The sequence below is a fragment of the Bradyrhizobium sp. MV1.5 genome (assembly GCF_055807615.1).
In genome coordinates this window covers 96,984-117,186 of sequence record NZ_JBVVPL010000024.1, presented here as the reverse complement: position 1 = coordinate 117,186, position 20,203 = coordinate 96,984, and the positions used below count along the sequence as shown (strand labels likewise).

17 protein-coding genes are annotated in these 20,203 nt (G+C 63.5%); 11 read left to right on the top strand and 6 right to left on the bottom strand.

Annotation, left to right across the window (positions count from 1 at the left end; translation table 11 throughout):
- Window positions 1-238 precede the first annotated feature (238 nt).
- Window positions 239-2,170, bottom strand: coding sequence for an AMP-binding protein (locus tag AC0L2J_RS22225; protein WP_473394360.1), 1,932 nt, complete (start codon window positions 2,168-2,170; stop codon window positions 239-241).
- The gene (locus AC0L2J_RS22220; protein ID WP_473394356.1) at window positions 2,167-2,988 is read right to left on the bottom strand and encodes an ABC transporter ATP-binding protein; all 822 of its coding nucleotides are present in this window, start codon (window positions 2,986-2,988) and stop codon (window positions 2,167-2,169) included. Before AC0L2J_RS22220 ends, AC0L2J_RS22225 begins: the two co-directional genes overlap by 4 nt.
- 332 nt (window positions 2,989-3,320) lie before the next feature.
- Here AC0L2J_RS22220 and AC0L2J_RS22215 point away from each other — a divergent pair, with 332 nt between their 5' ends.
- On the top strand, window positions 3,321-3,995 hold the full coding sequence (locus tag AC0L2J_RS22215; protein WP_035975127.1) for a Crp/Fnr family transcriptional regulator: 675 nt from the start codon (window positions 3,321-3,323) through the stop codon (window positions 3,993-3,995).
- Window positions 3,996-4,008: 13 nt separating this feature from the next.
- Here AC0L2J_RS22215 and AC0L2J_RS22210 read toward each other — a convergent pair whose 3' ends face one another.
- Both AC0L2J_RS22210 and AC0L2J_RS22205 read right to left on the bottom strand, forming a co-directional pair.
- Window positions 4,009-5,271, bottom strand: a complete 1,263-nt coding sequence (locus tag AC0L2J_RS22210; RefSeq protein WP_473394352.1) for an MFS transporter — start codon at window positions 5,269-5,271, stop codon at window positions 4,009-4,011.
- A 129-nt stretch (window positions 5,272-5,400) separates the two neighbouring features.
- On the bottom strand, window positions 5,401-6,240 hold the full coding sequence (locus AC0L2J_RS22205; protein WP_473394349.1) for a uroporphyrinogen-III synthase: 840 nt from the start codon (window positions 6,238-6,240) through the stop codon (window positions 5,401-5,403).
- A gap of 156 nt (window positions 6,241-6,396) precedes the next feature.
- Here AC0L2J_RS22205 and purU point away from each other — a divergent pair, with 156 nt between their 5' ends.
- The gene (purU, locus tag AC0L2J_RS22200; protein ID WP_473394345.1) at window positions 6,397-7,260 is read left to right on the top strand and encodes a formyltetrahydrofolate deformylase; all 864 of its coding nucleotides are present in this window, start codon (window positions 6,397-6,399) and stop codon (window positions 7,258-7,260) included.
- A 39-nt stretch (window positions 7,261-7,299) separates the two neighbouring features.
- Here the strand turns inward: purU and AC0L2J_RS22195 are convergent, their stop codons facing one another.
- Window positions 7,300-7,584: a hypothetical protein gene (locus AC0L2J_RS22195; protein WP_473251048.1), complete on the bottom strand. Its 285-nt coding sequence runs from the start codon at window positions 7,582-7,584 to the stop codon at window positions 7,300-7,302.
- A 523-nt stretch (window positions 7,585-8,107) separates the two neighbouring features.
- On the opposite strand from AC0L2J_RS22195, the gene AC0L2J_RS22190 reads away from it, so the two are divergent.
- The 6 genes from AC0L2J_RS22190 (at window position 8,108) to AC0L2J_RS22165 (ending at window position 13,971) form a co-directional block, all read left to right on the top strand.
- A complete protein-coding gene (locus tag AC0L2J_RS22190; RefSeq protein ID WP_473394341.1) occupies window positions 8,108-9,298 on the top strand; it encodes an ABC transporter substrate-binding protein in 1,191 nt (396 codons plus the stop codon).
- Between the two features lie 166 nt (window positions 9,299-9,464).
- Entirely contained in the window at window positions 9,465-10,334 is an 870-nt protein-coding gene (locus AC0L2J_RS22185; RefSeq protein WP_063995650.1) for a branched-chain amino acid ABC transporter permease, read from the top strand.
- Between the two features lie 8 nt (window positions 10,335-10,342).
- Window positions 10,343-11,371, top strand: coding sequence for a branched-chain amino acid ABC transporter permease (locus AC0L2J_RS22180; protein WP_473394335.1), 1,029 nt, complete (start codon window positions 10,343-10,345; stop codon window positions 11,369-11,371).
- Window positions 11,368-12,123, top strand: a complete 756-nt coding sequence (locus tag AC0L2J_RS22175) for an ABC transporter ATP-binding protein (protein ID WP_007612502.1) — start codon at window positions 11,368-11,370, stop codon at window positions 12,121-12,123. Before AC0L2J_RS22180 ends, AC0L2J_RS22175 begins: the two co-directional genes overlap by 4 nt.
- Complete coding sequence (locus AC0L2J_RS22170; protein ID WP_473394333.1) at window positions 12,116-12,832, top strand: ABC transporter ATP-binding protein; 717 nt, start codon at window positions 12,116-12,118, stop codon at window positions 12,830-12,832. Before AC0L2J_RS22175 ends, AC0L2J_RS22170 begins: the two co-directional genes overlap by 8 nt.
- A gap of 20 nt (window positions 12,833-12,852) precedes the next feature.
- Entirely contained in the window at window positions 12,853-13,971 is a 1,119-nt protein-coding gene (locus tag AC0L2J_RS22165; protein ID WP_473394329.1) for a cobalamin-independent methionine synthase II family protein, read from the top strand.
- A gap of 143 nt (window positions 13,972-14,114) precedes the next feature.
- Here AC0L2J_RS22165 and AC0L2J_RS22160 read toward each other — a convergent pair whose 3' ends face one another.
- The gene (locus AC0L2J_RS22160) at window positions 14,115-15,833 is read right to left on the bottom strand and encodes a caspase family protein (RefSeq protein WP_473394325.1); all 1,719 of its coding nucleotides are present in this window, start codon (window positions 15,831-15,833) and stop codon (window positions 14,115-14,117) included.
- A 174-nt stretch (window positions 15,834-16,007) separates the two neighbouring features.
- On the opposite strand from AC0L2J_RS22160, the gene AC0L2J_RS22155 reads away from it, so the two are divergent.
- The 3 genes from AC0L2J_RS22155 to ahcY all read left to right on the top strand — a co-directional run bounded on the left by AC0L2J_RS22155 (window position 16,008) and on the right by ahcY (window position 20,168).
- Complete coding sequence (locus AC0L2J_RS22155; RefSeq protein ID WP_007612489.1) at window positions 16,008-17,363, top strand: hypothetical protein; 1,356 nt, start codon at window positions 16,008-16,010, stop codon at window positions 17,361-17,363.
- A gap of 61 nt (window positions 17,364-17,424) precedes the next feature.
- On the top strand, window positions 17,425-18,621 hold the full coding sequence (gene metK, locus AC0L2J_RS22150) for a methionine adenosyltransferase (RefSeq protein ID WP_007612488.1): 1,197 nt from the start codon (window positions 17,425-17,427) through the stop codon (window positions 18,619-18,621).
- A 125-nt stretch (window positions 18,622-18,746) separates the two neighbouring features.
- Window positions 18,747-20,168 carry an adenosylhomocysteinase gene (gene ahcY, locus AC0L2J_RS22145; protein ID WP_007601979.1) on the top strand — a complete coding sequence of 474 codons (1,422 nt, stop codon included), beginning with the start codon at window positions 18,747-18,749 and terminating at the stop codon, window positions 20,166-20,168.
- Window positions 20,169-20,203 lie beyond the last annotated feature (35 nt).

Here is a 20,203-nt window from a genome sequence, read left to right as displayed (position 1 = left end):
GAAGGCGGTGTTCATGCGGATGTCCGCGTAAAATGCAGAAGCGATGACGGTGCGCCCTCTCCCCTTGCGGGAGAGGGTGGCTTCGCGAAGCGAAGCCGGGTGAGGGGTTTTCTCCGCAGCGATGGTGCGGAGAGAGGACCCCTCACCCTAGTGGGGTCTTGGCTAATAGCGGAGATGCCCTCTCCCGCAAGGGGAGAGGGCGCATCGACCCGCATCGCGCTCTCGGTTCGAAGTAGGCTCACTCCGCCGCCTCCGCCATGTGCCCGTGCCCGTCCAGGTCCACGACCCTCAGCGTTGTTCGTACGCGCTGCGTGGTGCCGTCCTGGAACCGGATCACGGTGTCCACGGGGATGTCGGCCTGGCCGCGGTAGATCGCGTCGATGATCCCTTCGTATTTCTCGTTGATGACGCTGCGGCGCACTTTCCGCGTGCGGGTGAGCTCGCCGTCATCGGCGTCGAGTTCCTTGTAGAGCAAAAGGAAACGGGAGATGCGCTGTGCCGGCGGCAGAGTCGCGTTGACGGTCTCGACTTCCTTCTTGAGCAGCGCATAAACCTCGGGCCGCGAGGCGAGGTCGCTGTAGGTCGTGAACGAGAGCCGGTTCTTCTCCGCCCATTTCGAGATGATGGAGTAGCGGATGCAGATCATTGCGGCGAGCGCGTCGCGGCCTGCGCCAAGCACCACGGCTTCGGCGATATAGGGCGAGAACTTCAGCTTGTTCTCGATGAACTGCGGCGAGAATCGCTCGCCGCGCGAGGTCTCGGCGAGATCCTTGATGCGGTCGATCACCATGAGCTGCTTGTCTTCGTTGAAATAGCCGGCGTCGCCGGAAAGCATCCAGCCATCCCTGATGTCGGCGACGCTCGCCTCCGGGTTCTTGTAATAGCCGAGGAACATATTGGGATGCCGCACCACGATTTCGCCGACCCCGTGAACGTCGGCATTGTCGATGCGGATTTCGACGCTGTCGGCCATCGGCACGCCAGTGGTGTCGGGATCGACCTTGCCCGCGGGATGCAGCGTGTAGGCCCCCAGCAGCTCGGTCTGGCCGTAGAGCGTGCGCAGCGGCACGCCCATGGCCTGGAAGAACTTGAAGGTCTCGGGGCCGAGCGCCGCGCCGCCGGTTGCGGCTGAACGCAGGCGGGTGAAGCCGAGGCGGTCGCGCAATGCACGGAACAGGATCGCGTCGGCAAAGCCGGAACGCTCGCCCTGTTCGAGCGCGGCAAGCCCGCTCTTCATGCCGATGTCGAACAGGCGTTGCTTGAACGGCGTTGCGTCCATCACCCTGGCGCGAACGTCGGCGGCGATCGATTCCCAAACGCGCGGCGCAAATAGGATGAACGTCGGTGCGATCTCGCGCAGATCGTTCATCATGGTCTCGGGCTCTTCGACGAAGTTGATCTTCATCCGGCACAAGAGGCCTTTGCCGAGCACATAGACCTGCTCCATGATCCAGGGCAGCGGCAGCACCGACACGTACTCGTCATCCGGCCCTTTCGGGTCGAAAGCCAGATACGTCGCGCAATGGCCGAGCACGCGGCCGGCGGCGAGCATCGCGAGCTTTGGATGCGAGGTGGTGCCAGACGTCGTGCAGAGGATCGCGACGTCCTCGCCCTTGGTCGCGTCCACCAGCCGGTCGTAAAGTTCCGGTTCGCGCGTAGCCCGCGCCCGGCCGAGTTCGGCAAACGTCTCCGCCGACATCAAGCGCGGATCGTCGTATTTCCGCATGCCGCGCGGATCGGAATAGATGATGTGCTTCAGCTTTGGGACGCGGTCGGCGAGCGTGAGCAGCTTGTCGACCTGCTCCTCGTCCTCGGCGAAAACGAGCTGCGCCTCGCCATAATTGAGGAGATACGAGGCTTCTTCGTCGAGCACGTCGCGGTAGAGCCCGAGGCTCAAGCCTCCAACCGCATGAGTGGCAATTTCCGCCGCGACCCAGTCCGGCCGGTTGTCGCCGATGATGCCTATGACGTCCTGGCGCCCAAGGCCCAGTTCGACGAGGCCGAGCGCGAAATCGCGCACCCGCCTCTGGTAGGCGTTCCAGGTGAACGGGCGCCACAGCCCAAGATCCTTCTCGCGCAGCGCAATCTCGTTGCCGTACTCCTTCGCATTGAGCCGGAGCATCTTCGGATAGGTGTCGGCCTGCGCGACGCGGCCTGCGTAATCCATCATGCCGCGCTCTCCTGCGCCGGCGGAGCATCGTCAGGATCGACCAGCACCTCGTCCTCTTCGCCGAGATAGGCGCGCCTGACGTGGGGATCAGCGAGCACGGCGGCCGGATCGCCCTCGGCGATCTTGCGACCGAAATCCAGCACCATGACACGGTGGGAGATGTCCATCACCACGCCCATGTCGTGCTCGATCATCACCACGGTCATGCCGAACTCCTCGTTGAGATCGACGATGTAGCGGGCCATATCCTCCTTCTCCTCGAAATTCATGCCGGCCATCGGCTCGTCGAGGAGAATGAGGCGCGGCTCCAGCGCCATGGCGCGCGCGAGCTCGACGCGCTTGCGCAAGCCATAGGAGAGGGTGCCGGCTTGCGCCTTTCGCACCGACTGGAGATCGAGGAAGTCGATGATCTCCTCGACCTTGCGGCGATGTTCCAGCTCTTCCTTGCGCGCGCCGGTGAGCCAGTACAGCGAGCCCGTGAGGAAATTGTTCTTCAGGAGGTGATGGCGCCCGACCATGACGTTGTCGAGCACGCTCATGTGGTGGAACAGCGCCAGGTTCTGGAAGGTGCGGCCGATGCCGAGCGAAGCGCGCGCGTTGGGCGTCAGGCCGGTGATGTCGTGTCCCCGGTAGAAAAGCTGGCCTTCAGTCGGCTTGTAGCGGCCGGAAATACAGTTCACGATCGAGGTCTTGCCGGCGCCGTTGGGGCCGATGATCGAGAACAGCTCGCCTTCCCTGATGGCGAAGCCGACATCGCTCAGCGCACGAACGCCGCCGAATCGCAAGGACACGCCGCGCACTTCAAGACTGGTAGCCACCAAACAGATCCCTCCCGGTGATGGCGCATTCAGTGGCGCTCTTTCCGTTCCTGTCGTGCGATCCTAGTACGGCCGTGCCGGTGAGGCCATGCAGCAGATGGTCTCGACCGGACCCGCGCCGCTCTCGTTCCCGTTTGGGATCAAAAGCCGCACCGCCCGAGGTGGTCCTCAATAGGGGAAAGCGCTATTTTGAAATGTCTCCCGCCTGACAATTCTGCGACAAAGTTTTTGGATGGGATCATCCTCCATCTTTCGTCGGACGGTGGTCGGAACGGTCATGCTGCATTGCAGCAGAATAAGGAGTGACGCATGGTGCCGCTGGCTTCAGGATCATGATTTCAGAGGATCAACTGAAGCGCGTCGCTGCCTGGTCGCGCGAGCTCACGCAAGCGGAGATCGCGGTCGCTCGTGGCGGGATCACGGAGCGATCCTACGGCACCGGCGAGACCGTCTTCATGCGCGGCGACACGTTCGACTATTGGGCCGGCATGGTCTTCGGCCTTGCCCGGATGGGCGGAGTCTCGCGCGACGGCAAGGAGACGAGTCTTGCCGGGCTGACGGCAGGGGCCTGGTTCGGCGAGGGCAGCGTGCTCAAGAACGAGCCGCGCCGTTATGACGTGGTCGCGCTGCGCAACAGCCGCGTCGCATTGATGGAACGCAGCGCCTTCATGTGGCTGTTCGAGAACAGCGTCGGCTTCAACCGCTTCCTGGTGCGCCAGCTCAACGAGCGGCTCGGCCAGTTCATCGGCATGCTCGAAGTCAACCGCACGCTGGATGCGACCGCGCGGCTTGCACGCAGCATCGCCTCGCTGTTCAATCCGATCCTCTATCCCGAATCCACCGCGCATCTGGAGATCACCCAGGAGGAGATCGGCGCGCTCTCTGGCATGTCCCGCCAGAATGCCAACCGTGCGCTGAACCGGCTGGAGAAAGAGGGGCTGCTGCGGCTCGAATATGGCGGCGTCACCATCCTCGATATCGAGCGGTTGCGGGGTTACGGGGACTAGAGTTCCTCGTTCGTCATCGCGTATTGGCCGGCGCGTGCACCGGCCAGAGGTCGGCGCGCCAGCGGATCGCGATTGCCAGCATCGCGATGAACCCCGATACGGCATAGAGCGAACCCGTCGCGGAATAGCCGATGATGTCGATCAGGCTGCCGGCCGCGAGCAATCCGAGCGGCAGGCCGTAGATCACCATCATCCGCACGCCCATCACGCGGCCGCGAAGGTGTGCGCTGGCCGTGCGCATCAGGATGACGGCAGCTGATATCATCGACATGCTCTGGGCGATGCCGGCGAGCACGAGGCAGGCCATCGCCACCGGCATGGTCCTGATCTCGACGAACACCAGCAGCATGGCGTACCACGCCAGCGTCGCGCCGATCAGGAGCCGGGCAATGCGCACTCCGCTGACGAGGCTGAGCGTGATGGAGCCGATCAGCGAGCCGACGGCGAAGCTCGCGGAGAGATAACCGAGGCCGGTCTGGTCGGTATGAAAGATGTCCCGCGCGATGTAGGGCAGCAATCCGCCGGTGAAAGGAAATGCGGTCAGGTTGGCCAGGAAGGCGACGCACAGCGCCGCGCGCATCCCCGGACCATTCCAGGCGTAGACGATCCCTTCCTTCAAATCGCCCAGCAATCTTGAAACGACGCGGCTGTCTGCCGGAAGATCAGTTGTGGCAATGGTCCGTTCCGGCCGGGTCAGGCAGAGCATGAGAAGCGCGGCCACGAGATAGAGGCAGACGATCACCACGTAAACGAGGCCAATGCCGAGGACGGCAAACAGTCCGGCGCCTGTCAACGCGCCAGCGATGCGCGCGCTGTCCTGGGTCGTGCGCGCAACGCTGATCGCGCCCACCAGTTGCTCGGTCGGCATGATCTCGGCGAGCAGCGCGCCGCGAACGCCGAGGTCCGAGGGGCGAATCAGGCCCATGATTGCGACGATGATCATCACGCTTGGCGGCGTCAGGTGACCGGTCAGTGCCAGAGTCATGATGGTCGACGCGAGCACCATGTAGGCAAGACGCATCGCGACCAGGAGATCGCGATGACCCATGCGGTCGCCGATCATGCCGAACACCGGCGCCACCAATGTCCCGACGAACTGGAGCGACGCAAGCACGGTGAGCAGCAGCACCGAGCCGGTCTCGACCATGATGTACCAGCCGAGCACCAGCGTCTCGATCTCGAATGCCCAGGAGGTGAGCAGATCGGACGGCCACTGGAAGCGATAGTTGCGGATGCGGAATGGCGCGAGCGCGGAAAGACGTATGGTCGTGCTCAAGTCTCGACGACGGGTATCACGGCGATTCCCTGCCCTTTGTTATTCGTTTTTCTGGTCGCAGGGTAACCCCGGCGATGTCCGTGTCAATCGGCGCTGCCGCATAGTGCCATGCTCGCCGACGACGCGCGATCAACGCGCAGGAGCTCGCTTCCGCTGCGCCAGCGCCGCCGCCATGGCCGAGATCAAGGGTCGCATGAAATAGGCTTCCTCAGGCGGCGAAACGTCCGTGCGCAAACCATGCGCGGTGAGCTCGGCCGAGACCGCCGGTCCTACCGACGCGATCAGCGTCCGCTCGAGGCCCGCGCGCAGCTTCGCCTCGCTGCCATGGGCTCTCGCGGCTTCGATCAGCCGTCGGACCTGGCCGAGATTGGTCAGCGCGATGGAATCGATCCGCCCTTCGGCCATGTCGTCGATGGCGGCGACGATGCTGGCATCCGCCGCCTTGGAATCGTAGGCATAGGGCAGCACGGTATCGACTTCGGCACCTTGCGCCGACAGCGCACCGGTCAGCGCGCTGTGATCCTTGTCGGGATAGAGCTGGAGGCCGAGGCGGTGCCCCTTCAAGTCGAGATTGCCGAGCATCTCGATCACGCCCTCGGTGGTCGGCTGTTCCGTGGTCTGCTGCGCCTCGAGCCCGACTTCGCGCAGTGCCTTGCCGGGCTTCGGGCCGCGGGTGAATTTTCGCGACCTGGCAAGCGCCGCCACGAGAGCCTGGTCGAGCCCTCGCGCGATGGCGAGCTTCATGATCCGCCGCAGTCCTTCGCCGGTCATCAGCACGAGGTCGTCGAAGGGCTTGTCGATGGCGCGGCGGATCCAGGCCTCGACCGGGGCGGGGTCCGGCGCATCCTGGATGGTGAACATCGGGCATTGCACGACCTCGGCGCCTTGCTCGGCCAGCAGCTTCGAAAACTGCGCCTCCTCGCGCGTTTCCAGGATCAGGATGCGGGTGCCGTTCAAGCGGTCGGCCATGAGCCTACTCCGGTCAGTCAAAGCAATCATACGTTTATCCTGACTCCACGGTCGGGATTGGCGCAAGGTGGGGTCGGTGATAGAGCAGGGCGCAAATCGCGGGTCGTTCCGCAGCCGCTGCCCAAACCTTCATCAAGGCCCATTGTTTCAAAGACCATGCCCGATCATCAATATGTCCTGACCCTGTCCTGTCCGGATCGTCCCGGCATCGTCTCGGCGGTGTCGACCTTCCTGGCGAATTCCGGACAGAACATCCTCGACGCCCAACAGTTCGACGATATCGAGACCAACAAGTTCTTCATGCGGGTGGTGTTCACCGCCGCCGATCTCGCCGTGGAGCTGTCGGCGCTGCAGACCGGCTTTGCCGCGATCGCCGAGCGTTTCGGCATGGATTGGCAAATGCGAGATCGCGCCGCGCATCGCAAGGTGATGCTTTTAGTGTCGAAGTCCGATCACTGCCTGGTCGACATCCTCTATCGCTGGCGCACCGGCGAGTTGCCGATGACTTTGGCCGCAATCGTCTCCAACCATCCGCGCGAGGTCTATGACGGGCTCGATTTCGGCGCGGTTCCGTTCCACTATCTGCCTGTTACGAAAGAGACCAAGCGCGAGCAGGAGGCGCAGATCCTCGATCTCGTCGCCAGGACCGGGACGGATCTCGTCGTGCTCGCCCGCTATATGCAGATATTGTCGGACGATCTCTCGGCAAATCTGTCGGGACGCTGCATCAACATCCACCACTCGTTCCTGCCGGGTTTCAAGGGCGCAAAACCCTATCACCAGGCTCATGAGCGTGGCGTCAAGCTGATCGGCGCCACCGCGCATTACGTCACGCGCGACCTCGACGAGGGCCCGATCATCGACCAGGACGTCGAGCGTATCAGCCATCGCGACACGCCTGAGGATCTCGTCCGAAAGGGCCGCGACATCGAGCGCCGCGTGCTGGCGCGCGCGATCCGCTACCATCTCAACGACCGCGTCATCCTCAACGGCCGCAAGACCGTGGTGTTCGTGGATTGATTTGCTTCGCTCTCGCCGCAAGCGGCGAGGGGGCGCGACTTAACGCGCCGCGGTGCCGGACGCCGAGCCCGTTGCGCCCTTCTGCGCCTGCTCTTCCTTTTCGCGATCCGCTGCCGGCATCAGTCGCTTGCGCTCGCGCTCCTTCATGTAGGCATCGTATTGCGGCGTGCCCGCCCGCGGCGGGGCGTCCGCCGGCAAGCCGCCGGCCCATTGCGGGACGTAGTCGCCCATGCCGGACGAGAGCTTTTCGTTGACGGTGCCGCAGCCGGACAGGCCCGCCGAGAGCGCGAGAAGGATCAGGAGGGAACGCAAGGATCTGGGCATTGTATGGAGGGCGCGAGGTCAGTCGTGTTGGACGCCAGATAGGCTGTCGCCGGGAGAGTAGCTTTCAACAAGGTAAAATAGACTTATTCGAGGTAGGTAATTTAATACCGAGGTGTGCCGACCTGGACCCTGCCGATGTTCAAATTCTGCAAACAAAAGACGAAATCCTCCATCCACCCGGGTGGCAGCGTTTCTAGACTGCAGCAGGGCTTGCGACAAAGTCGCTTCATCCGAGATGGGGCTTTTTCGTTGACAGGTCCATTTTCTTTGTACAATCGTACAAAAGATAGCAATCACAGTCACGATGCCCGGGTTACCCGAACGTGACCCGATATCGCATCTGCCGTCGGCAATCGGAACGCTCGGCTTGCGCCGAAGGGTCGCCAAACGTCCGATTGACAATAAGAGCGCGAAAGACGCCATGTTGCGCGCGACATCACGCGTGCGTGAGCTAGACTTAAGGCAAGGATCGGGCACTCGGTCCGGCGCACAAGCGATCAGGAATGAAGGGGAGGGACATCTGATGTTCGAACGCAAACAACTGTCTCATAAGACTGCTTGGGCCGCGGCAGCTGCCGCCATCGCAGGCCTTGTGGCCGTCGCTCCGGCCAAGGCCGAGGACAGCGTCAAGGTCGGCCTGATCCTGCCGATGACCGGCGGCCAAGCCTCGACCGGCAAGCAGATCGAGAACGCGATCAAGCTCTACATGCAGCAGAAGGGCGACACCGTCGCCGGCAAGAAAATCGAGATTATCCTCAAGGATGATGCTGCGATACCCGACAAGACCAAGACGGCCGCGCAGGAGTTGATCGTCAACGACAAGGTCCATTTCATCGCCGGCTTCGGCGTGACCCCGGCCGCGCTCGCGGCGGCGCCGCTGGCCACGCAAGCCAAGATTCCGGAAGTCGTGATGGCGGCCGGCACCTCCATCATCACCGAGCGCTCGCCCTATATCGTGCGCACCAGCTTCACGCTGGCGCAATCCTCCACCATCATCGGCGACTGGGCGGTGAAAAACGGCATCAAGAAGGTGGCGACGCTGACCTCGGACTATGCGCCGGGCAATGACGCGCTCAACTTCTTCAAGCAGAACTTCACCGCCGGTGGCGGTGAGGTGGTCGAAGAGGTGAAGACGCCGCTTGCCAATCCCGATTTCGCACCGTTCCTCCAGCGTATGAAGGATGCCAAGCCCGACGCGATCTTCGTGTTCGTGCCGGCCGGCCAGGGCGGCAACTTCATGAAGCAGTATGCCGAACGCGGGCTCGACAAGGCCGGCATCAAGGTGATCGGACCGGGCGACGTGACCGACGACGACCTCCTCAACAACATGGGCGACGCCGTGCTGGGCACGGTCACCGCACACCTTTATTCCGCGGCGCATCCCTCGCAGATGAACAAGGATTTCGTCGCGGCCTACAAGAAGGCGTACGGAAACCGGCCGGGCTTCATGGCGGTGAGCGGCTATGACGGCATGCACCTGATCTACGAAGCGTTGAAGAAGACCAATGGCGACACCGACGGCACCAAGCTGGTCGAAGCCATGAAGGGCCAGAAGTGGGAGAGCCCGCGCGGCCCGATCTCGATCGACCCCGAGACCCGCGACATCGTGCAGAACATCTACATCCGGAAGGTCGAGAAGGTTGACGGCGAGCTCTACAACGTCGAGTTCGCGACCTTCGAGGCCGTCAAGGATCTCGGCAAGACCAAGAAGTGACACGCGAAAGCCCGTCATTCCCGAGCGCGCACTAGCCGCGCATCGGGGATCTCGCCCGCCACTCTCGTCATGCCCGGGCTTGACCCGGGCATCCACGCGAGAGCCGAACCAGGAACGTGGATGGACGGGACAAGCCCGGCCATGACGATAACGCCAAGCTGAGACGATGACCTCAATCCTCACCAACCTGTTCGATGGCGTTGCCTACGGCATGCTGCTGTTCGTGCTGGCTTGCGGGCTCGCGGTCACGCTCGGCTTGATGAACTTCGTCAACCTCGCCCATGGCGCCTTCGCCATGGCCGGCGGCTATGTCTGCATGGTGCTGGTCAACCGGATGGGCTGGCCATTCTTCGCTGCATTGCCGCTTGCTTTCGTCTCCTCTGCTGCGATCGGCATCGTGCTCGAGCGCACGCTGTACCGACACCTCTATGCGCGCAGCCATCTCGATCAGGTGCTGTTCACGATCGGCCTCACGTTCATGTCGGTCGCGGCCGTCGACTACATCCAGGGCTCCTCGCGGGTCTTCATCAACTTGCCGGCGGCGCTCCAGGGTCAGTTCGACATGTTCGGCGTCGGCATCGGCCGCTACCGGCTGATGATCATCGTGATCTGCGGGCTGCTCACCATCGGTCTCCAGATGGTGCTGGCGAAGACGCGGTTCGGCAGCCGCCTGCGCGCCGCGGTCGACGATCCCCGCGCCGCGAGCGGCCTCGGCATCAACGTGCCGCAGGTGTTCGCCTTCACATTTGCCTTTGGCTGCGGCCTGGCCGGTCTCGGCGGCGCGCTGAGTGCCGAGATCCTCGGCCTCGACCCGTACTTTCCGCTGAAGTTCATGATCTACTTCCTGATCGTGGTTACCGTCGGCGGCTCGTCCTCGATCACCGGCCCGTTTCTGGCCTCGCTGCTGCTCGGCATCGGCGACGTCGCCGGCAAATATTACGTCCCGAAGATGGGACCTTTCGTGATCTACACCATGATGATCGTGATCCTGATCTGGCGCCCGAACGGTCTGTTCGGCCGCACGGCCGCGCGTTGAGTTCGCCGATGAGCGCCTCCTCCGACGTCGGCTATCACGCCCAGCGCCAGGCACGCTGGCACTATGGCGAGGCCGCTTTCTGGCTGATCGTGCTGGCCTGCGGCTTCGTATTTCCCACGCGTTATTTGATCATGACGGACATCTTGCGGCTCGCGCTGTTTGCGATGTCGCTCGACCTGATCCTCGGCTACGCCGGTATCGTCTCGCTCGGCCATGCCGCCTTCTTCGGCGTCGGCGCTTACGCGGCGGGGCTTCTCGCGCTGCACGGGATCATCAACGAGCCCGTGCTTGCGCTTGTCGTCGCCGGCATTGTCGCGATGGTGCTTGGCTTCGCCACCAGCTTCCTAGTGATCCGCGGCGTCGACCTGACGCGGCTGATGGTGACGCTCGGCATCGCGTTGTTGCTTGAGGCGCTGGCCGAACGCTTCTCCAACATCACCGGTGGCACCGACGGTCTGCAGGGTATCGAGATGCAGCCGATCTTCGGCCAGATCCCGTTCGACATGTTCGGCAAGACCGGGTTCTTCTATTCGCTCGCCGTTCTGTTTCTGTTGTTCCTGTTCGCCCGCCGGGTCGTGCACTCGCCTTTCGGGCTGTCATTGCGCGCGATCAAGAACAACCCGCTGCGCGCGGCGGCTATCGGCATCCCCGTCAACCGTCGGCTGATTGCGATCTACACGCTCGCGGCGTTCTATGCCGGCATCGCAGGCGCGCTGTTCACCCAGACCACGGCGATCGCCTCGCTCGACGTGTTTTCCTTCGAGCGCTCGGCGGACCTGATGCTGGTGCTCGTGATCGGCGGCACCGGCTATCTCTACGGCGGGCTGATTGGCGCAGTGCTGTTTCGCATGCTGCAGGAATTGTTCTCGACCATCACTCCGCAATATTGGCAGTTCTGGATCGGGCTCGTGCTGGTCGTGATCGTCCTGGTTGGCCGCCAGCGCCTGCATCGCTGGATGCTGTATGTGCCCAATCTGGTCATCAGGCACATAGCCGGGCGCAAGGCCGTCGTCGCCGTGCCGGAGAGCGACGCATGACCATCGCGCTCGAAACCCAGAATCTCGAAAAGCAATTCGGCGGTCTGCGTGTCACCCGCGACTTGTCGCTAAAAATCGAACAAGGCGCCCGCCACGCGCTGATCGGCCCGAACGGCGCCGGCAAGACCACGGTGATCAACCAGCTTACCGGCGTGCTCAAGCCGAACTCGGGCCGTATCCTGCTCGAAGGCCAGGACATCACCGATCTGCCCGTGCACAAGCGCGTGTTGCGCGGCTTGTCGCGCACCTTCCAGATCAACCAGCTCTATCCCGACCTGACCCCGCTCGAGACCATCGGTCTCGCTGTCTCCGAGCGCCTCGGTCATGGCGGCGACTGGTGGCGGCGGATGGGCACGCGCAGCGACGTCAACGGCGAGATCGCCGACCTCCTCACGCGTTTCCACCTGCTCGACGTCATGAACGAGCAGACCGTGACGCTGCCTTATGGCAAGCAGCGCCTGCTCGAGATTGCGGTGGCGATCGCCGCCAAGCCGCGCGTGCTGCTGCTGGACGAGCCCGCCGCCGGCGTGCCCGAGAGCGAGCGCCACGACATCCTCGCCGTCGTAGGCAGCCTGCCGCGCGACGTGACCGTGCTGCTGATCGAGCACGACATGGACCTCGTGTTCTCCTTCGCCGACCGCATCTCTGTCCTGGTCTCCGGCGCGCTGCTCACCGAAGGCCCGCCCGAGCAGGTCGCGCGCGACCCGCAGGTCAAGGCGGTCTATCTCGGCGAGGAGGCGGTCAATGTCTGACCTGCTCGCGATCGACTCGCTTCGCGCCGGCTACGGCGAGGCCGTGGTGCTGCCGAGCATGTCCCTGCGTCTCGCCGAAGGCCAGGTGCTGGCACTTTTGGGGCGCAACGGCACCGGCAAGACCACCCTGATCAACTCGATCGTCGGCGTCACCCGTCGCTTCTCCGGCACTGTCGGGCTGGCTGGCACCGACGTCACGACCTTGCGGCCCGACCAGCGGGCGCGTGCCGGGATCGGCTGGGTGCCGCAGGAGCGCAATATCTTCCGCTCGCTCACGGTGGAGGAGAATATGTCAGCAGTGGCCCAGCCCGGTCCCTGGACCGTCGAGAGAGTCTACGAGATGTTCCCGCGGTTGAAGGAGCGGCGGAGCAATTTTGGCAACCAGCTCTCCGGCGGTGAGCAGCAGATGCTGGCAATCGGCCGCGCGCTGACCCTCAATCCGAAAGTGCTTCTCCTGGACGAGCCGACCGAGGGCCTTGCCCCCATCATCGTCGAGGAGCTCTTGAAGGCGATCGGGACCATCACGCGGGCGGGCGGCATCTGCTCGATCATCGTCGAGCAGAATGCCCAAAAGATTCTGGGGCTGGCCGACCGTGTTGTGATATTGGAGCGCGGAACGATCGTCCACGACGCCCCGAGCGCCGCGCTGAAAGCCGACCCGTCGGTCCTCGAGCGCCACCTCGGCGTTGCAGGGGCGGCGGCCCACTAAAAAATTCACGGGAGTTAAGAATGCAACGAACCAAAGCCCCCTTCCGCGCCGACGAGGTCGGCAGCCTCTTGCGTCCCGCCAAGATCAAGGAAGCCCGCGCCAGGCTGGAGAAGGGCGAGATCTCGGCCGACGATCTGCGCAAGATCGAGGACATGGAGATCGAGAAGGTCGTGCATAAGCAGGCCTCGCTCGGCCTGAAGCTCGCGACCGACGGCGAATTCCGCCGCTCCTGGTGGCATTTCGACTTCCTGGCCAAGCTCACCGGCTGCGAAATGTTCCACCCCGATACCGGCATCCAGTTCGCGGGTGTCGAGACGCGGCACGACGCGGTGCGCGTGATCGGCAAGCTCGATTTTCCCGACGACCATCCGATGCTGGATCACTTCCGCTTCCTGAAGAAGGTCGCCGACCAGGCTCATGTCACCGCCAAGATGACGATCCCGTCGCCGGCGGTGCTGCACTTCCGCGGCGGCCGCAAGGCGATCTCCAAGGACGTCTATCCGGATCTCGATGCCTTCTACGAAGACCTCGGCAAGACCTACCGCAAGGCGGTGAAGGCGTTCTACGACGCCGGCTGCCGCTATCTCCAGTTCGACGACACCGTGTGGGCCTATCTCTGCTCGCCGGACGAATTGCAGAAGGCGCGCGAGCGGGGCGACAATCCCGACGGTCTCCAGCAGATCTATGCGCGCGTCATCAACTACGCGCTAGCCGAGAAGCCCGCCGACATGGTGGTGACGACGCATGTCTGCCGCGGAAATTTCCGTTCGACCTGGATTTCGTCAGGCGGCTACGAGCCGGTTGCCGAGACCATGCTCGCCGGCACCAATTACGACGGCTATTTCCTCGAATACGACAGCGACCGTGCCGGTGGCTTCGAGCCGCTGCGCTTCCTGCCCAAGGGTAACAAGGTCGTCGTGGTCGGCGTCATCACCTCGAAGTTCGGTGAGCTCGAGAAGAGGGATGACATCAAGCGCCGTCTCGAGGAAGCCGCCAAGTTCGCCCCGCTGGAGCAGCTCGCACTCTCCCCGCAGTGCGGTTTCGCCTCGACGGAGGAGGGCAACGTCCTCTCCGAAGAGGAGCAGTGGGCCAAGCTCAGCCTCGCCGTGGAGATCGCAAAGGAAGTGTGGGGCCAATAAGGCTCTACTCGCTCACTGTCATTCCCTGCGAAGGCGGGGAATCCAGTACGCCGCGGCTTCTCGGAGAATCGCTGACTTCTCGGCGTACTGGATCGCCCGGTCAAGCCGGGCGATGACAGCTGAGAGGGTGAGGCACGCGCCCCTCACTTCTCCGCCAGATAAACTTCGCCCAGCAGCGACGAGTTCGACCACGGCACCTGCTTGTTCTTCGTGGTTGACACCACCTCCGCCCGCACACGTGTCAGCATCTGCTGCACTTCCAGGCCGGGCGTGCCGAGATGGCGGGAGAGCGCGGCGGAGAACGGCGAGTTGGCACCTTCGCCGTCGAGCGCGACCTGTCCCGGCGCAGTGGCGAAAGCGATCAGCGTGCCGGCGCCGAGCGTCGCGCCGGCGCCCAGGCTCGTTGGCGCTGCGAGGCCCGAGGCAGCTTCGATGGCGCGGTTGGTGCCGGCTGATGCGACCTGCTGTGCCATCGGATTATTGCGACAGGCATCGAAGATCAAAATGTTGGTGCGGACCTGGTCGTCGAGGCCGGCCATGATCGTGTCCATGTCGATCATCGCGTCCGTCATCCTCGCGCCCGGCTTGAGTTCGACGTCGACGGGAATGAGATAGTTGCGGCCGTCGACCTGCACGCCGTGGCCCGCATAGTAGACCACTACGACCTGCGCCCGCGCCGCTTCCCGCAAGAAGTCACGCGTCATCTTCTGCATCGCCGCGCGGTCGAGATCGACGCCTTCTGATACAGTGAAGCCGATATCGCGCAAGGCCCTGGCAACGGCGCGCGCGTCATTGGGCGGATTGGGCAGCGCCTTGACATGCGCATAGGCGCCGTTGCCGATGATCAGCGCCATGCGCGTGCCGCGCGCGGCCGGGGCAGGCGAGGAGGGCGGCGCGGCACCGGTCTGCTGGGGAGCCGGTGCGTTTGCCGGCTCGGTCGTCGGTGACGGCGCATCGCGCGGGATCGGTGCGCTTGCGTCGGTGATCAGCGACAGCCGCACCTTTGCGGTGGCTTGATTGGCCTTGCTGCCGGCATCGGACGCCGCGATCGCCAGCGTGGCCTTGTAGTCGTCGCTCGCGTGCGCGTAATCGCCTTTCGCCTCATAGGCCAGCGCGCGATGGGTGTAGCCCGAGATCAGCACGCTGTTCGGCGGCGTCATGATATTGACGGGCGGGTTTTCCTTCGCGAGCCGGATCGCATCGCTGCCGTCGGCAATCGCGCGATCGTAATCGCCTCTGACACGCCAGATCGCGGTCCGGTTGATCAGCGGCTGCGGCAGTGTCGGGTCGAGCCGGATCGCCTGGTTGATGTCGGCCAGCGCGCCGTCGAGATCGCCAAGTGCCTCCTTCGCGATACCGCGGTTCTGGAACGAGAACGCCGATCTTGGATTGGCCTTGATCGACATGTCGTAGTCGGCGATCGCCTTGGCGTAATCGCCTTTGCCGCGCCAGGCATTGCCGCGGTTGTGGAAGATGGTGCCATCAGGCGGGCCAAGCTTCAGCGCATCGTCGAAATCAGCGACCGCGATCTCGTAGTCGCCTTTGTCGTAATACGCCGAGCCGCGCAGGTTGTAGACTGCCTGGCTCGGATGGAGCCGAACCGCTTCCGTGGCGTCAGTGATGACCTTGGCGTAATCGCCCTTCTTATTCCAGCCCACCGCGCGCCAGAAGTAGACCGTCGCGAGCTGCTCGCCTTTGAACACCTTCAGCGCGATGATCTTGCTGCAGGCGTCGATCATCTGGTCTGCCGGCGTGGTGTCGGTGGTGCAGAGCGGCCCAAGCTGGTTGCGCGCCTGCGCAAAAGCGGGCGCCGACCACAGGGTTGCGGCGAGCAGGCAGAGCGCGACGAGCAGGCGACGCATTGGCGGTGGTCCCGTAGAGGAGAGGCGTCTGTTTGTTGCCCGGGAGGGGAAGGTGGTTCACGGCCTCGCTGTTGTGCACACGGCAAACGGGGGGTGTCGCTATCCCTATTCCCTCAGTGGGCAGAATTTGCTAGGAGGCGCTACCCAATCCTTCTGCCCACTGCGTCCCACTCCATGAAGAATGACGAAATCCTGAGCCAAATCACCGAGTTCTGCCGTAAGGCGGACATGGCGGAGTCGACGTTCGGCCGGCGCGCGGTGAACGATGGGAAGCTCGTGCACCGGCTGCGCGAGGGCAAGCGCATCACGATCGACACGCTGGACCGGATCCAGGCCTACATGGCCGCATCGATGGCCGGCGGCGTGCCGCCACCGCGGGGGCTTCAGGTGCCCCCGGAAAAGCGCGATCCGCGCGGCAATTTCCGCTTTTTCGAGAATCGGCAGAAATACCTGCTGTTCGTCCACACTTGCAGTGAGAAGCGCGTGGTCGCCGAGCGCGTGGCGCTGGAGCTTGCCAGCATCCATCCCCGGCCGCCGGCGCTGCGCGTGTTCGATGCCGGCGTTGGCGACGGCACGGTGCTGGCGCGCGTGCTGCGCTCGATGCATCAGCGCTTTCCGCACATGCCGTTCTACGTCGCCGGCAAGGAGCTCAGTCTCGAGGACCTCCGCCTGACGCTGGACAAGGTGCCGGATCGCATTTTCGAGCATCCGGCCTCGGTGTTTGTTTTTACCAACATGCTTTACGCGGAGGCGCCCTGGCTCACGCCGGCATCACCCGCGGCGGCGGCCGCGACCGTCTGGCATGAGGTTCCCCTGCGGGGTGCTTCCTCGGGCGAGTTCGAGACGCAAATCGCGGAATTGAAGCCGTTTTTGGAGCAGAACTGGCGCGCGGCGGTCAGCCCGCGCACGGGGATGCCTCTTTATGAGCGGCCTGTCGTGCTGGTGCTCTACCGTGAAGACCAGCGGTTTCTGCTTGATTCGACAATTCCACGGCCGGGCCAGGCCGAGGCCAATTTCGACCTCGTTATTGCATCCCAACCATACCGCGCGCTGTCCTCGGTCAATTTTCGGGCAAAACGGATCATTGCGCCCCTGGCCCGGGCCTTGCGGGCAGGCGGCCGCCTGATCGGAATTCACTCCCACGGCCAGGATCCGGGCATGGAAATGATCCAGGCGATCTGGCCCGGAGAAAACCCTTTCTCTGTGAGCCGTCATGAGCTATTGCGCGCGGTGAAGTACGAGCTCGGCTCGGTGGGCCGCGACTTAAATTTTAATGCTTACGCAGATAACCGCTCGATCTTCAGGTATGATATGGAAGCTCTGCCCAACGAGGTGACAGGCTCTATCGGCACCTCGACGGCCTTTGCAGCGTGGAATGCGGCGGTGTACGTCGCTCAGATTGAGGACGACCGGTTGACGGAAATGACTCAAAACGGCCGCACTCTGGATGCCGCCAGGGACGTGCTGCGAAAGTACAATGGGCTCTGGTTTCTCGACGAATCCTACGTCATCTCGCGCCGGCGTGATTGACATCATTCAAAGCTAAATATCGCAAACGCCCGCCATCTAGCGGCGGAACAAGGGGTTACTGATGCGCGCGTCCTATCTCTTCACCAGCGAGTCCGTGTCCGAAGGCCATCCGGACAAGGTGTGCGACCGGATCTCCGACGAGATCGTCGATCTGTTCTACCGCGAAGGACCGAAAGCAGGCATCGATCCCTGGCAAATCCGTGCCGCCTGCGAAACGCTCGCGACCACCAACAAGGTCGTGATCGCCGGCGAGACCCGCGGTCCCGCATCCGTCACCAACGAGCAGATCGAAGGCGTCGTGCGCGCCGCGATCAAGGACATCGGCTACGAGCAGGACGGTTTCCACTGGCAGAAGGCCGACATCGAGATCCTGCTGCATCCGCAGTCGGCCGACATCGCTCAGGGCGTCGATGCGCTGCAGCCAGGCGAAGTCAAGGAAGAGGGCGCGGGCGACCAGGGCATCATGTTCGGCTACGCCACCAACGAGACGCCCGATCTGATGCCGGCGCCGATCTTCTACGCCCACAAGATCCTGCGCCTCATCTCGGAAGCACGCCACTCCGGCCGCGAGAAGGTGTTGGGCCCGGACTCCAAGAGCCAGGTCACCGTCCAGTACGAGAACGGCAAGCCGGTCGGCGTGCGCGAGATCGTGGTGTCGCATCAGCATCTGGTCGAGGACATCTCGTCCAAGCAGATTCGCGACATCGTCGAGCCCTATGTGCGCGAGGCGCTGCCGAAGGAGTGGATTACGGCGAAGACCATCTGGCACATCAACCCGACCGGCAAGTTCTACATCGGCGGTCCCGACGGCGATACCGGCCTGACCGGCCGCAAGATCATCGTCGACACCTATGGTGGCGCGGCCCCGCACGGTGGCGGCGCGTTCTCCGGCAAGGATCCGACCAAGGTCGACCGCTCGGCCGCCTATGCGGCACGCTACGTCGCCAAGAACATCGTCGCGGCCGGTCTTGCCGACCGCTGCACGCTGCAGCTCGCCTACGCCATCGGCGTGGCGCGGCCGCTGTCGATCTACATCGACACCCACGGCACCGGTAAGGTGTCGGAGGCTGAGCTCGAGAAGGCCGCCGCCAAGGCGATGGATCTCACCCCGCGTGGCATCCGCAGCCATCTCGATCTCAACCGCCCGATCTACGCGCGCACCTCCGCCTACGGCCATTTCGGCCGTACCCCCGACAACGAGGGCGGCTTCTCCTGGGAGAAGACCGATCTCGTCGAAGCGCTCAAGCGCGCGGTCTGATCGCCGACGTCGTTCCCGGGACGCCGCCACAGCGGCGAACCCGGAATTCTTCCATCGTATCGAGATTCCGGGCTCGCCCCTCCAGAGCGACCCGGAATGACCAATTCAACAACAGGACGCCCGCAATGAACGCGAAGCCCGGCTTCACCGATTACATCGTCAAGGACATTTCGCTCGCCGATTTCGGCCGCAAGGAGCTCTCGCTCGCCGAGACCGAGATGCCCGGCCTGATGGCCACCCGCGAAGAATATGGCCCGAAGCAGCCCCTGAAGGGCGCGCGTATCGCCGGCTCCCTGCACATGACGATCCAGACCGGCGTGCTGATCGAGACGCTGGCCGCGCTCGGCGCCGACATCCGCTGGGTCTCCTGCAACATCTATTCGACGCAGGACCACGCTGCGGCGGCGATCGCAGCCGCCGGCATTCCGGTGTTCGCCGTCAAGGGTGAGAGCCTGACCGAGTACTGGGATTACACCGCCAAGCTGTTCGACTGGCACGGCGGCGGTCACCCGAACATGATCCTCGACGACGGCGGCGACGCCACCATGTACGTCCATCTCGGCCTGCGCGCCGAGAACGGCGACACCAAGTTCCTGGACAAGCCGGGTTCGGAAGAAGAGGAAGTCTTCTTCGCGCTTCTGAAGAAGCAGCTCAAGGAGAAGCCGAAGGGCTACTTCGCCGAGATCGCCAAGAGCATCAAGGGCGTTTCCGAAGAGACCACCACGGGCGTGCATCGTCTCTATGACATGCAGAAAGCCGGCACGCTGCTATGGCCGGCCATCAACGTCAACGACAGCGTCACCAAGTCGAAGTTCGACAACCTCTATGGCTGCCGTGAATCGCTGGTCGACGGCATCCGCCGCGGCACCGACGTGATGATGTCCGGCAAGGTCGCGATGGTCGCGGGCTTCGGCGACGTCGGCAAGGGTTCGGCCGCCTCGTTGCGCCAGGCCGGCTGCCGCGTCATGGTCTCCGAAGTCGATCCGATCTGCGCACTGCAGGCGGCGATGGAAGGCTATGAAGTCGTGACCATGGAAGACGCCGCGCCCCGCGCCGACATTTTCGTCACCGCGACCGGCAACAAGGACATCATCACGATCGAGCACATGCGCGCGATGAAGGATCGCGCCATCGTCTGCAACATCGGTCACTTCGACAACGAGATCCAGATCGCGGGTCTGCGTAACCTGAAGTGGACCAACATCAAGCCGCAGGTAGACGAGATCGAGTTCCCCGACAAGCATCGCATCATCATGCTGTCGGAAGGCCGCCTCGTGAACCTCGGCAACGCGATGGGCCATCCGTCCTTCGTGATGTCGGCCTCCTTCACCAACCAGACGCTGGCGCAGATCGAGCTTTTCGCCAACAACAAGGACGGCAAGTACAAGAAGGAAGTCTACGTGCTGCCGAAGTCGCTCGACGAAAAGGTTGCGCGCCTGCACCTCGCCAAGATCGGCGTCAAGCTCACCGAGCTGCGCAAGGACCAGGCCGACTATATCGGCGTCAAACAGGAAGGTCCGTACAAGTCGGACCACTACCGCTACTGATCGCTGAGCGTATCTATTTTCGACGCAAAGCCCCG